The 13,526-nt window shown below is 46.7% G+C and carries 13 protein-coding genes; all 13 read right to left on the bottom strand.

The genetic code is table 11. From position 1 onward, the window contains the following. Positions 1–8: 8 nt before the first annotated feature. A complete protein-coding gene (locus ABIE50_RS07335; RefSeq protein ID WP_209866847.1) occupies positions 9–1,322 on the bottom strand; it encodes a gluconate:H+ symporter in 1,314 nt (437 codons plus the stop codon). A gap of 48 nt (positions 1,323–1,370) precedes the next feature. Continuing rightward, complete coding sequence (locus ABIE50_RS07330) at positions 1,371–2,648, bottom strand: ABC transporter permease (RefSeq protein ID WP_209866845.1); 1,278 nt, start codon at positions 2,646–2,648, stop codon at positions 1,371–1,373. A 146-nt stretch (positions 2,649–2,794) separates the two neighbouring features. Beyond that, positions 2,795–4,168 carry an NADH-quinone oxidoreductase subunit N gene (locus ABIE50_RS07325; protein WP_142683774.1) on the bottom strand — a complete coding sequence of 458 codons (1,374 nt, stop codon included), beginning with the start codon at positions 4,166–4,168 and terminating at the stop codon, positions 2,795–2,797. A 64-nt stretch (positions 4,169–4,232) separates the two neighbouring features. Further along, the gene (locus tag ABIE50_RS07320; protein WP_209866844.1) at positions 4,233–5,669 is read right to left on the bottom strand and encodes a complex I subunit 4 family protein; all 1,437 of its coding nucleotides are present in this window, start codon (positions 5,667–5,669) and stop codon (positions 4,233–4,235) included. 33 nt (positions 5,670–5,702) lie between these two features. After that, on the bottom strand, positions 5,703–7,601 hold the full coding sequence (gene nuoL, locus ABIE50_RS07315; RefSeq protein ID WP_142683776.1) for an NADH-quinone oxidoreductase subunit L: 1,899 nt from the start codon (positions 7,599–7,601) through the stop codon (positions 5,703–5,705). Between the two features lie 54 nt (positions 7,602–7,655). Next, on the bottom strand, positions 7,656–7,973 hold the full coding sequence (gene nuoK, locus ABIE50_RS07310; protein ID WP_079469422.1) for an NADH-quinone oxidoreductase subunit NuoK: 318 nt from the start codon (positions 7,971–7,973) through the stop codon (positions 7,656–7,658). Positions 7,974–8,018: 45 nt separating this feature from the next. Next, complete coding sequence (locus ABIE50_RS07305; RefSeq protein ID WP_142683777.1) at positions 8,019–8,513, bottom strand: NADH-quinone oxidoreductase subunit J family protein; 495 nt, start codon at positions 8,511–8,513, stop codon at positions 8,019–8,021. 59 nt (positions 8,514–8,572) lie between these two features. Next, complete coding sequence (gene nuoI / locus ABIE50_RS07300; protein WP_142683778.1) at positions 8,573–9,076, bottom strand: NADH-quinone oxidoreductase subunit NuoI; 504 nt, start codon at positions 9,074–9,076, stop codon at positions 8,573–8,575. Between the two features lie 53 nt (positions 9,077–9,129). Continuing rightward, positions 9,130–10,173, bottom strand: coding sequence for an NADH-quinone oxidoreductase subunit NuoH (nuoH, locus tag ABIE50_RS07295; protein ID WP_209866842.1), 1,044 nt, complete (start codon positions 10,171–10,173; stop codon positions 9,130–9,132). A gap of 21 nt (positions 10,174–10,194) precedes the next feature. Further along, positions 10,195–11,283: an NADH-quinone oxidoreductase subunit G gene (locus tag ABIE50_RS07290; RefSeq protein WP_209866840.1), complete on the bottom strand. Its 1,089-nt coding sequence runs from the start codon at positions 11,281–11,283 to the stop codon at positions 10,195–10,197. A 74-nt stretch (positions 11,284–11,357) separates the two neighbouring features. Continuing rightward, a complete protein-coding gene (gene nuoF / locus ABIE50_RS07285) occupies positions 11,358–12,722 on the bottom strand; it encodes an NADH-quinone oxidoreductase subunit NuoF (RefSeq protein WP_142683780.1) in 1,365 nt (454 codons plus the stop codon). Between the two features lie 64 nt (positions 12,723–12,786). Next, on the bottom strand, positions 12,787–12,999 hold the full coding sequence (locus tag ABIE50_RS07280) for a hypothetical protein (protein ID WP_209866839.1): 213 nt from the start codon (positions 12,997–12,999) through the stop codon (positions 12,787–12,789). Next, positions 12,999–13,502, bottom strand: a complete 504-nt coding sequence (locus tag ABIE50_RS07275; RefSeq protein ID WP_332005937.1) for an NADH-quinone oxidoreductase subunit NuoE family protein — start codon at positions 13,500–13,502, stop codon at positions 12,999–13,001. Before ABIE50_RS07275 ends, ABIE50_RS07280 begins: the two co-directional genes overlap by 1 nt. Positions 13,503–13,526 lie beyond the last annotated feature (24 nt).

Raw genomic sequence — 13,526 nt, 5'->3', positions numbered from 1 at the left:
CTTTGAAGTTATACGAACAAACTTAAGATCAGGCATCCTATCAATCCGGTTACCGACACAATGGTTTCCATTACCGACCAGGTTTTGATCGTATCTTTTACAGTTAAGTTAAAGTATTCCTTGAACATCCAGAAACCGGCGTCATTCACATGTGAAAACATCAGGCTGCCCGCTCCCGTAGCCAATACCATCAGGTTGGCATTTACACCGGAAGCAGCTATCATTGGCGCAACAATTCCTGCAGTGGTAAGGCCTGCCACTGTTGCAGATCCAATGCACACCCTGATAATGGCGGCTATTCCCCAGGCAAGTATTAACGGGTGCAGGTGCATATTCTGCAATGTGGCTGCAATGTAACTGCTAACCTTACTGTCGTGCAGCAATTGCGTAAGCGCACCGGAGCCTCCTATTACCAGGATAATAACGGCTACATCACGTACGGCATCATCCATTATCACCATTACTTTTTTTGCGGGCATGCCTCTTCTTAACCCCAGTAAATACATGCCGTTAAGTACTGCCAGCAACATCACTATCAATGGCTCTCCCAACCAGTTAGCCAACCTGAAAAAGAATGTATCTGCAGATATCCATAATTTCATCAAAGCGGTAATGGCCAGCAAAAATACCGGCAGCAACGCGGCAAAAAGACTTACAAACATGCCTGGTAACTGCTCTTCAGGAATGGGAGGCGCCACAAACATTTGCCCCGGGGGATTGGTATAGTGTTTCAGAAAACGTGAAAACACCGGTCCTGCCAGGATGATAGCAGGAACAGCTACTATAAAGCCATATAACAAAGTAAGCCCCATATTTGCATGGAACTGCTGTATCAAAGCAGTAGGAGAAGGATGCGGCGGTAAATACCCGTGTGTAACTGACAGAGACGCCAACATGGGGATGCCCAGGTACACTACCGGCAATTTTGTACGTGCTGCTACTGTAAAGATCAGGGGCACCATCAATACAAACCCTATGTTGTAAAATAAAGGAATGCCTACTATAAAACCCGTAAGCATCAGCGACCATTGCACATACTTTGGCCCGAACAGGTTCATCAAACCACCGGCAATCTTTTGCCCCGCGCCACTTTCCGCCACCAGCTTTCCAAGCATACTGCCGAAAACAATGACAACAATCAGGGAACCAAGTGTTTTACCAATACCGGTTTGAATAGACTGCGTGATGTCTGTTACGTTCATATGCAACGCAAGCCCCATCAGCAAAGACACTATAAGGAAAGAGAGGAAAGTATTTAAACGCCACCAGGCAACCAGTATTACCAGCAAAAGAATGGCCGCAATAACAATTAATAAGGGCATACAGCTGTTGTTTTACATGAACATGGAAAACAACAAGATAATAAAATATTATTCGTATCTCAAGGCAATGATAGGATCTAATTTAGAAGCCTTATAGGCAGGGTATAAACCGGAAACGAGCCCTACTGCAGCACAAATAGATACTCCCACAAAAATCCAGAACCAGGGCACAATAAAGGAAGATTCCAATAGGGCAGAAACGATATTTCCCAGCAGCATTCCCACAAATACCCCGATCAGTCCCCCCATCACACTGATAATGATGGACTCATACAGAAACTGGGTGCGTACCACATGACTGGTAGCTCCCAGCGCTTTGGTAACGCCTATTTCACGCGTTCTTTCCGCTACAGACACCAGCATTATATTCATCAGCCCGATAGCAGAACCAAACAGTGTAATAAAAGCTATCACAATAGCAAAGAGGTTTACCTTACCCAAACTGGAAAAGAGCATTTCTGCGATACTATCGCTCTTGCTGATCTCAAAATTATCTTCTTCATTGATATTCAATCCCCGTATAATGCGGAAAAGCCCAATGGCTTCTCCCTGGGCGGCATCCATCTGCTTAATATCTTTCACGGCCACTGCGATCTGGTAACTGGCATTGGGGCGGTTAAATACCCTGCGGGTATTATTCACCGTGGTGATCACCACGTTATCTGCACTCATCATTTTACTGCTGCCCTTAGACGCCAGTACACCTATTACCCGGTAGCGGATATCCCCTACCCGGATGGTATTATTCACTATATTCTTTAATTGCTTACCAAAGAGTTTTTCCGCTACATCAACTCCCAGTATCGCTACATTTCTTCCGGATTGTACATCCAGCTGGTTAAAATCCCTTCCCTGTGAAATTTCATAATTGGAGATCTGGAGATAGTGCTCATCACCTCCTATTACCTGTACATTTGGATTGGTTTTCTTATCATCCTTGTAAACGGTGGCAATACCGGTAGCCTGGAAAGACACACTAACGGTAGCAGGAAACGTATAACGGTCGCGGAATGCTACGGCTTCCTGGTAACGGATAATTTTATTGCTGTTGGATTTTTTTACCTTTTTTATATTCTTGTTTCCTTTAGAAGCCTTCCTGTCGTCATCCCCGATATGCACCTGCATCCCGCGGTTACGGATAGAAAAACTGTTGGCGCCCATACTTGCAAAACTGCTGTAGATACTGCTCTTCATGCTGTCGATTGCCGTAAGGATCCCTACAAGCACCGTGATACCCAATGCAATGATAGACACAGTAAGGCCTGTGCGCAACTTGTTGCTGGTTACAGAACGGTATGCCAGGGAAAAAATATCTCTTGATTGCATAATAACGGGTTACCTATAAAGTTAACGTAATATACCTATTTAATCCATTCAATTTGGGATGAACGGCGTGTTGTATAAAAGAGAAGACCGAAGCGGATCATTTAAATCGCTTCGGTCTTCCCGGTTAATTTATAAGCTAACGGCTTTTACAGCCAGCATAATAACAGGTTAGGGAACAGGCCCAATACCAGCACCAGGGCTATAGCCAGCACCAGGGCTGCTTTAAAGCCACCGGAAACAGCTTCTACTTCCGGTTCGCCCTGTTTAAAATACATGGCGATGATCACGCGGAAATAATAGTATACGCTGATGGCGGCGCACAATACCGCGATAAGCACCAGCCATAGAATATGACCGTGCTCAATAGCTGCAGATAAAACAAAGTATTTGGCGAAGAAACCAGCGGTTACCGGGATACCTGCCAGGGAAAACAGGAACACTGCCACCGCTCCGGCCAGTAAAGGCTGTTTGCGGGCCAGGCCGTTGAACCCTTCGAAGGTGTAATCTTTCAGTTTCATCAGCACTGCAAACACACCAATGGTGGCAATACTGTAGGCAGCAGCGTAAAGGATAATTCCTTCTGCGCCCCTGTTGTTCATTGCCACTATGGCAAACAACATAAAGCCTGCCTGTGCGATACTGGAATAAGCCAGCATGCGTTTCACACTTTGCTGGAATACTGCGCTGAAGTTACCAAGTACCAGGGTAGCAGCAGTGATAATGGAAAGGATCAGTGTCCAGTGCTCGCTGATGTTACCGCCGGCAAAGCTGCTGTGGAACATCCGCAGGAAAGCCACAAATCCACCTGCTTTTACAACGGTAGACATAAAAGAAGTGAACACAGTGGGAGAACCATCATATACATCCGGTGTCCAGAAATGGAATGGAACCGCAGATACCTTAAAAGCAAGTGCAAATACCATCAGGATGATACCGCATAACGCCAACGGATGTACGCTTTCCGCGCCCAGTCCCAACCCCGAAATATCGAAAGTGCCGGCAGCGCCATAAATCAGGGTAATACCCATGAGCAGGATACCGGTAGAGAAGGAGCCCATCAGGAAATACTTCAGGGAAGCTTCATTACTTTTCAGGCTTTTTTTATCAGCGCCCGCGAGGATATACTGCGGGATAGACATAATTTCAATCGCCAGGAACAACATGAGCAGGTTGCTGAATGAGGTGGCCAGCGAAATACCCGCCAGTATGAAAAATATCAGGGCGAAATAATCGGCCACATGCTCTCCTACCTTTTCAAACTCACTGCCTGATAACAGGAAATATAGCAAGGTGGCGCCCAATGCTACAGCATTGAACAACACACCAAATTTGGTCACTTCAATCATGCCATACATGATATACCCGCCATGCTCTACGGCCGGATATTGCGCCAGGTTAGCAATAAATGCTATGAGGATGGCCGCGATGGCAAAAAATTTAATATGCTGCTTATTGCGTACAAATAAACCAACAAACATCAGTACAACGCCCGATAAAGCAGTAGAAATTAGTGCATTCATATTTTTGCGTTACAAAACCCCGTTACAAATTTTTCCATTCCGGTATTCAGCTAACAGCTGAAGATCAGAATAATTTACTTACCACTTCAGATGTGCCGCTCACCAGGTCCAGCATAGGTTTGGGATAAACGCCCAGCACTATGATCATGATCACTACCAGGCTCAGAGCCAGTGTTTCACCCGGCTGCAGATCTGTAGTAGTTGCGGTCAGTTCATTTCCCTCGCCAAATATCACCTTCTGAATCATACCCAGGGTATATACAGCAGAAAGGATGATACCTAACCCGGCAAATGCCATAAACCAGTGATTATATTGGAACAACCCGCTAAACATCAGGAACTCCCCAATGAAACCGTTGGTGAGTGGTAAACCGATGTTAGCCAAACTGATAATAACGAGGAAAATAGCCATGCGCGGCGCTTTCTGCGCCATGCCACCCATCTGGTCCAGGTTCTTAATACCCAGGCGGTTTTGGATTACTTCCACGATGATCCACAAGCCGATGATATTGATACCATGGTTAAACATCTGTACCATGATCCCCTGGAGACTTTGTTCGTTATTGGCGAAAATAGCTGCGCACATCAAACCGATGTGGGCGATGGAAGAATAAGCGATTAACCGTTTCAGGTCGTTTTGTACCATGGCGATGCAGGAAGCGTAGATAATGCCGATGATACAGAGTACAATAGCCACATCAGACCACATAGCTGCACCCTGCGGCAATACGGGCAGCAGCCAGCGGATCACGCCAAACAAACCCATTTTCACCATTACACCGGAAAGGATCATGGTTACAGGCGTGGGCGATTGCTCGTAGGTATCTGGCTGCCAGGTGTGAAACGGAAATACCGGCATCTTAATGGCAAAAGCCACGAAGAACAACCAGAACAGCCATTTCTGGTCTTCCGGGTTCACCTGCATGGAGGTGAAGGAAGCCCAGCTGAAAGAGTGATCCGGGGTTTGCGAATAAAGGTAGATAATACCTACCAGCATCAGCAGCGAGCCCAGGAAAGTGTACACAAAGAATTTAAAGGTAACGGCGATCCGTTTTTCACCACCCCACAAAGAGCAGAGGAAATAAACAGGTATCAGGGCCAGTTCCCAGAATATATAAAACTGCAGGGCATCAAAAGCGGTGAATACACCGGTTAAGCCGGCCTGCGATAATAACATCAAACCATAAAAGACATTCGCCTTTTCGTAGTTACGGTTATAAATAGTAATGAAAACAAGCAGGGAAGCAATCGCTGTAAGTAAGCAAAGCATCACACCCATTCCATCTAATCCAACATGGAACTGACTCCCCAGCTGTGGAATCCAGTTGGCAACAAAGTTCAGGCTGTCGGGAGCAGTACGAAAGCGGCACCACGATCCAATTGCTATCACCACTGTTGCCAGCGATGAGATCATGCCCAGCACTTTTGGCCCGGATCCCTTCAGACCAAATGCAATAAGGCCCGCTATGAAAGGAATCAATATTAATAAAACTGTCAACATAATTTATCTGCGCTTGTAACTTCTGCTATTGGTTTATAATAAGAATCCGATCACAAATAATAAGATCATACCGATGACCATCGCAAAGATGTAAAAACCTACCTGTCCGTTCTGTACCAGGCGGATCTGCTGACCGCCCCATTGTACGCCGCGGCCTACACCGTTTACCAGTTTGTCGATACCTGCTTTTTCCACAACATCGCGGAAGAAACGGGACAATTCATACAATGGTTTTACGATAATAGTATCATACAGTTCATCTATATACCATTTGTTTTCGAGCACTTTTGCCAAACCAGTGCTTTCCTGACCTGCATCTTCAAACTTCGTGAATTTCTGCCGTGCCAGCAGGATAAATACAATCACCAGTACACTGCTCACGCCCATCAGCAACCATTCAGTGTTGTGCGACAGGTGATGTTCCACAGCAAAAGGCGCAGACGGTGCAAACACCGGCGCCAGGTATTCTGCCAGCATATTCTTTGTTCCAAAAACTTCCGGTAAACCAACATAACCGCCGATTACGGAAAGTACTGCCAGGATCACCAATGGAATGGTAATGGCAGCGGGGCTTTCATGCAGGTGATGCTCCTGTTCGTGCGTGCCACGGAATTTACCGCTGAAGGTGATATAATATAAACGGAACATATAGAAAGCCGTCATCAGCGCACCTATCAGCCCCAGTACATATAGAACGGGGTTGTTGGCAAACGCTTCTGCCAGGATCTCATCCTTGGAGAAGAAGCCAGAGAAACCTGGAATACCTGCAATGGCCAGACATCCTACAAAGAATGTCCAGGCAGTGGTAGGCATAAATTTTCTGAGTCCGCCCATTTTCCTGATATCCTGTTCACCGCCCATTGCGTGGATCACGGAACCGGAACCGAGGAACAGGAGGGCTTTGAAGAAAGCGTGTGTCATTACGTGAAACACGGCAGCTCCGTAAGCGCCCACACCCAGGGCAAGGAACATATAACCTAACTGGCTCACGGTGGAATAAGCCAGCACTTTCTTAATATCATTCTGCTTTAGTGCAATAGAGGCTGCAAACAAGGCAGTAGCAAGACCGATAACGGCGATCACCGTCTGGATATGCGGCGCCAGGGTATAGATCACGTTGCTGCGTGCAATCATGTAAATACCCGCTGTAACCATTGTAGCGGCGTGGATCAGGGCAGATACCGGCGTAGGACCGGCCATTGCATCCGGCAACCAGGTGTATAAAGGAATCTGTGCAGATTTACCCATTGCACCTACAAACATCAGCATGGCAATAGCAGTGATAATGCCGTTGTTCATACCCAGTGGCGCTGCTTTGGCAAATACTTCCGGAAAAGTAACTGTTCCAAACTGCATGATCATAAAGAAGATGGCGATCAGGAAACCAAGGTCGCCGATGCGGTTCATCACAAATGCTTTTTTAGCAGCGTTGTTATAGCTGGTATTTTTAAACCAGAAACCGATGAGGAGATAAGAACAAAGACCAACACCTTCCCAGCCTATGAACATCATCACGTAGTTGGCGCCCAGCACCAGTATTAACATGGAAAAGACGAACAGGTTGAGATAAGCGAAATATCTTGCGAAGCTCTCATCGCTCTCTTCGTGCATGTAAGAAGTAGAGTAGATATGGATCAGTGTACCAACGCCGGTGATCACCAGCAGGAACAGGGCACTTAACTGGTCTACCTGGAAGGCGAAAGGAATCTGCAGGGAGCCTACAGATATGAAATCAAACAGGTGAACTGTTTGTGCAGAAAATCCCGGGGCTTTAACTTCCAGAAATATTAATAAGCTAATCACAAAGGACGCCAGTACGGCGCCGCTGCCAACAAATCCTACCAGGGACTTGGATAAAAATCTGCGTCCCAATCCATTCACCAGGAAACCCAATAATGGTAAAAATGGTACCAGCCAAACAAGATTAATCATTTATCAATTCTATTTACGACGTCGAAAAATTTAATAATTGAGAAAGCAGAATTATTAATTTTTCAGCCTGTTAAGAATGTTAATATCTACTGAGTGTGTGTTTCTGTACACCATTGTAATGATAGCCAGTCCAACCGCTACTTCCGCAGCCGCTACCACCATTATAAAGAATACGAAGAGTTGTGCAGAACCGGCATCAACCCTGCCTGCATCTGCCCACATCTTGGAAAATGATACCATCAGCAGGTTCACTGCATTTAGCATCAGCTCTATGCACATAAAAATAATAATCGCATTTCTGCGCATCAGAACACCCATCACACCTATACAAAACAAGGCGATACTCAGGAATATGTAATATTGAACAGGCATAAAATAAATTACGAGTTAGAAATTACGGATCATCAATCCGTATGGCTATTCTTTTTTACCGATTACCACGGCGCCGATCATTGCACTGAGGAACAGGATACTGCTCACTTCAAACGGCACCACATATTGTTTGAACAGGATCATACCGAGATTTTTGATCAACCCGATATCAGTAGCATTTGTGCTCAGGGCCGGCATGCTGGCATCGCGCAATGCAGCTACCAGTACCACCAGTAATGCACCGCCGCTGATAGCGCCGGCATATTTCAGCCAGTTCCGTTTCTGGGGCTCCAGTTCAGCATTCAGGTTCATGAGCATCAGTACATACAGGAACAATACCATGATAGCCCCCGCGTATACAATGATATGTACTACTGCCAGGAACTGAGCGTTCATCATGATGTAGTGCCCCGCTATGGTAAAGAATGTTACGATCAGGCACAACACGCTCGTTACAGGATTTTTACTCAATACCACGCCCAACGCTGATACCAGCGCTACGACCGACAGCACCATGAAAATTATTTGTTGTATACTCATTCCCATCTCTGCTATGTTTGACTATTGTATTTTTAGCTAAATGTGCGCTGTGAATAATATTATTTGCCTTCTTTCGGATGAGGAATCAGCAGATCATCTTTTCCATAGATAAAGCCTTTACGCTGATAGTTTGCCGGGGCAAATGTTTCAGACATATAAACAGCATCTTTCGGACAAGCTTCTTCACAAAAACCACAGAAAATGCAACGGAGCATATTGATCTCATATTTCGCTGCATACTTCTCTTCCCTGTACAGGTGCTCTTCCCCTTCTTTTCTTTCTGCTGCTTCCATGGTGATAGCTTCAGCAGGACAGGCCACTGCGCATAATCCGCAGGCGGTGCATCTTTCGCGTCCTTCCTCATCCCGGTTCAGCACATGTAACCCGCGGAATACGGGGCTGAAATCACGCTTTTTTTCAGGAAAGCTAACAGTCGCTTTCTTCTGAAAAAGGTGCTTAAAAGTGATACCCATACCTTTGGCAATAGCAGGGATATACATCTTCTCGGCCAATGTCATTGGCCGGCGGTCTACTGCTTTTGCCCTGTTAGTTAATGCTTGCATAATGAATGCTTTATTTAATCCACACGTTCTGTGTGTATTTGATCAGATAATAATTAGTGTTGACGGGCCAATACAAGGGCGCCGGTGATCAACATATTTACCAGTGCCAGCGGGATCATCACCTTCCATCCCAGGCGCATCAGCTGGTCGTAACGGAATCTTGGAACCGTCCAGCGTACCCACATAAAGAAGAAAATGAACAACAGTGTTTTTACAAACAATGCCAGGAACCCGAGGATAGTCACCATGTTCGGATCCAGGCCCAGTTTATCCATGTAAGGGAAGGCGTAGCCTCCAAAGTACATGGTGGAGATGAGCGCGGAGCTGATGAACATGTTGATATATTCCGCAAACAGGAAGAAACCGAGTTTCATGGAAGAGTATTCCAGGTGATAACCACCATTCAGTTCGTTTTCTGCTTCCGGTAAATCGAACGGAGCGCGGTTACACTCTGCAAAAGCGCATACCAGGAAAATAAAAAATCCTAATGGCTGATACACCACGTTCCATAAACCATGACGCTGTTGCTCTACAATATCTTTCAGGCTCAGGGAACCGGTGAGCATCAGTAATGCGATCAGTGCCAGTCCCATTGGCAATTCGTAGGAAATGATCTGCGAAGCTGCGCGAACAGAGGCCAGCAGGGAATATTTATTATTGGATGCCCAGCCGCCTATCATAATACCATATACGCCCATACTCACTACGCCGAAGATGAAAAGTATCCCGATGTTCACATCTGCGATCTGCAGGGAAACGGTGCGGCCGGCAATTACCAGCGAATCGCCCCAGGGGATCACGGCGCTGGTCATACAGGCTACCAGCATAGCGATGGAGGGCCCCAGTATAAAGAGAAAGCGGTTGGAATTGGCGGGAATGATTTCTTCTTTAAAGAAGAGCTTACCACCATCCGCCAGCGGTTGCAGCAATCCCATGAAACCTGCGCGGTTAGGGCCTAAGCGGTCCTGGATCCAGGCAGCTACCTTTCTTTCGCCCCAGGTAGAATACATGGCCACTACCAGTGAAAGTACCAGCACTCCCGATATCAGGAGCACTTTTTCAATTATAAAAAACCAATCTATGCTTAATAAGGTCATACTTACACGTAATTACGATTGTTACTTCTTAAAATCATCAGAGTGAGCAGGTCCGTCGATCTTCGACAGTTCGATATCAGGCCTGTTTACCTTGCTTTCAGAGTGGATATCAAATAACAACCGTGGTTGTCTTCCATCCAGTACTTCCACCAGCGGATCTTTAGGTTTTACGGTATTTACGTAGTGACCCTGGGAAATAACGCTGTTACGTTCTATTTTGCGCGGACCTTCAATGATCCAGTCTTTTGCATCTTTCTTATCGAAACGGCAGGTATCGCAGATAAAATCTTCCACTTCCCCGTATTTATCTTTACGGGCAGTTACGCGGAACACTTCATCACCACGCATCCACAATACGGTTTTACCGCAGCATTTCGGATTTTCGCAGTTACGGTGCGCATCTACCGGTTTCAGGAACCACACGCGGTTTTTAAAGCGGAAGGTTTGATCGGTTAACGCGCCTACCGGGCAAACGTCGATGACGTTACCGATAAAGTCGTTATCGAGCGACTGGGAGATGTAGGTGCTGATTTCTGAAGCATCGCCACGGCCCAGGATACCATGTTCACGTTTTTCTGTGAGCTGATCGGCTGTGTATACGCAACGGTAGCAAAGGATACAGCGTGTCATATGCAGTTTGATATGATCGCCGAGATCTACTTTATCAAATGTTCTTCGTTTGAACTCGTAACGGGTGCTGTCGGCGCCGTGCTCGTAGCTCAGGTCCTGCAGGTGGCACTCTCCCGCCTGATCACAAACCGGGCAGTCCAGCGGGTGATTGAGCAGCAGGAATTCCACCACGCCCTTACGTGCATCCAACACTTCCGGGGAAGTGATGTTGGCCACTTCCATACCATCCATTACGGTAGTACGGCAGCTGGCCACCAGTTTAGGCATGGGGCGCGGATCGGCATCGGAGCCTTTGGATACTTTTACCAGGCAGGTACGGCATTTACCGCCGCTGCCCTGCAGTTTGGAATAGTAACACATGGCCGGCGGCACTACTTCTCCTCCTATCTTCCGGGCCGCATTCAGTATGGTTGTACCGGGTTCCACCTCAACAGAGATGTTATCGATCTTAACCTTAAATAATTTTATTTCCTCCGCCATCTTAATATCTTTTGTGCTCGCGGGGAGCAACGTTTGTTATATATAGATTCTTTTTTTCAGTAGATACATACCCGTTATACCGCTGCTGGAGTTGGTACCGGCAACGGATCTGCGTAATGGGCCAGGCCGAAGTTACGGGTCTGTGATTCTTCGGGATTTGCCACATGCCATTCAAATTCATCACGGAAGTGACGGATGGCTGCTGCTACCGGCCATGCTGCTGCATCGCCAAGCGGGCAGATCGTGTTTCCTTCTATTTTACGCTGGATATCCCACAGTAAATCGATGTCGCTCATTTTGCCTTTACCATACTCGATGTTGTGCAGCACTTTCTTCATCCATCCGGTGCCTTCACGGCAAGGGCTGCACTGGCCGCAGCTTTCATGGTGATAAAAGCGTGCGAAGGTAAGGGTGTTACGAACAATACACTGGTCTTCGTCCATTACAATAAATCCGCCGGAACCCAGCATAGATCCTGTTGCAAACCCGCCGTCGGCAAGGCTTTCATAGGTCATCATCCGGGTTTCGCCTTTTGCAGTTTTCAGCAGCAGGTTAGCAGGTAATACCGGTACGGAAGAACCGCCGGGGATACAGGCTTTCAGCCTTTTATTATTTTTGATACCTCCACAATATTCATCAGAGTAGATGAATTCCTCTACGGATATATTCATTTCGATTTCATAAACACCGGGTTTGTTGATATTACCACAGGCAGAGATAAGCTTGGTACCTGTAGATTTGCCGGTGCCGTATTTAATATATTCGTCGCCGCCAATATTGATAATAGGCACTACTGCAGCCAGTGTTTCCACATTGTTTACCACGGTGGGCGACTGCCACAGGCCTTTCACCGCGGGGAATGGCGGTTTAATACGGGGATTACCGCGTTTGCCTTCCAGGGATTCTATCAGGGCTGTTTCTTCACCGCAGATATAGGCGCCGGCGCCGCGTTGTACATATATTTCAAGATCAAAACCGCTGCCCTGGATATTTTTACCCAGCCAGCCTTTATTTTTTGCTTCTGCAATGGCCTGTTCCAGGATATCCGGGATCCAGGCGTATTCGCCGCGGATGTAGATATAGCAACTGTTAGCGCCGAGGGCAAAGCTGGAGATCAGTAATCCTTCAATGAGGAGGTGAGGAATGAATTCCATGAGGTAGCGGTCTTTGAACGTACCTGGTTCCGATTCATCGGCATTGCAAACCAGGTAGCGTGGCACGCCTTCCGGTTTGGCAATGAAACTCCATTTCAGGCCGGTAGGGAACCCCGCACCGCCACGACCTCTAAGGCCGCTCTTCTTCACTTCATCCAGTACGCCGTCCGGCCCCAGGGTTTTCAGCGCTTTTTCAGCTGCAGCATAACCGCCGTTGCTCCGGTAGGTATCAAAGTACCGGATGCCTTCAATATGTGCTTTATCTAACAGTAATTTGCGTCCCATTGTCTTCCTTATGGTGTAATGTTACCGGTATTCCCGGCGCCATTACCAGATTTGTGTATATCTTTTATGCCTTACGTATGCCGTGTTGCGAAATGCGTTCTGCCAGCCTGTAGAACAGGAGTCCTGCACTGACCCCACAAATAACGGAAACAAGCCAGTTATCGATCCGCCACAGTGCTGTGAGTAACAACATCAGCAGTATAGCTTCCGCTATTAATAATTTGTGGCGCTGATACATTTCCTTTACACGCACGATCATGTTGTTTTTAGGATGCATCAGTTCGCGTTTGCTTTAGACCTGCATTCTGCAATGATTTCATCTACTTTGGCCGGCGTAAGGTGTTCCCTGTAATGTTTGCCCAATTGCATCATAGGAGCATAACCGCAGGCGCCGAGGCATTCAACCGTTTTAAGGGTAAACAGCCCATCGGCGGTAGTTTCACCTACGCCGATACCCAGCTTGCTTTTAATGTAATCAATGATCTGATCGGAGCCACTTACCATGCATGGACCTGTTTGGCATACCTCAAATAAATAGGTGCCTACTGGTTTCAGGTTAAACATGCTGTAGAAGGTAGCTACTTCATACACTTCAATTGATTTCAGTTGCAGTAAAGTAGCAACGTAGTCCATTGTTTCTGCACTCAGCCATCCACCAAATGCTTCCTGAGCCAGGTGCAACACCGGTATCAACGCACTTTTCTGCTTCCCTTCCGGGTAGCGTGCAATGATTTCTTTTACTTTATTCAGTTTCTCTTCAGAAAATTGAACCACAGCCATTTTTTATTCAGCTTTAATCTTCGA

It is taken from the genome of Chitinophaga sp. OAE865 (genome assembly GCF_040546735.1).
Classification (GTDB): Bacteria; Bacteroidota; Bacteroidia; order Chitinophagales; family Chitinophagaceae; genus Chitinophaga; species Chitinophaga polysaccharea_A.
Note: the sequence above shows the minus strand (reverse complement) of the source record. Positions and strands in the feature narration are given on the sequence as shown.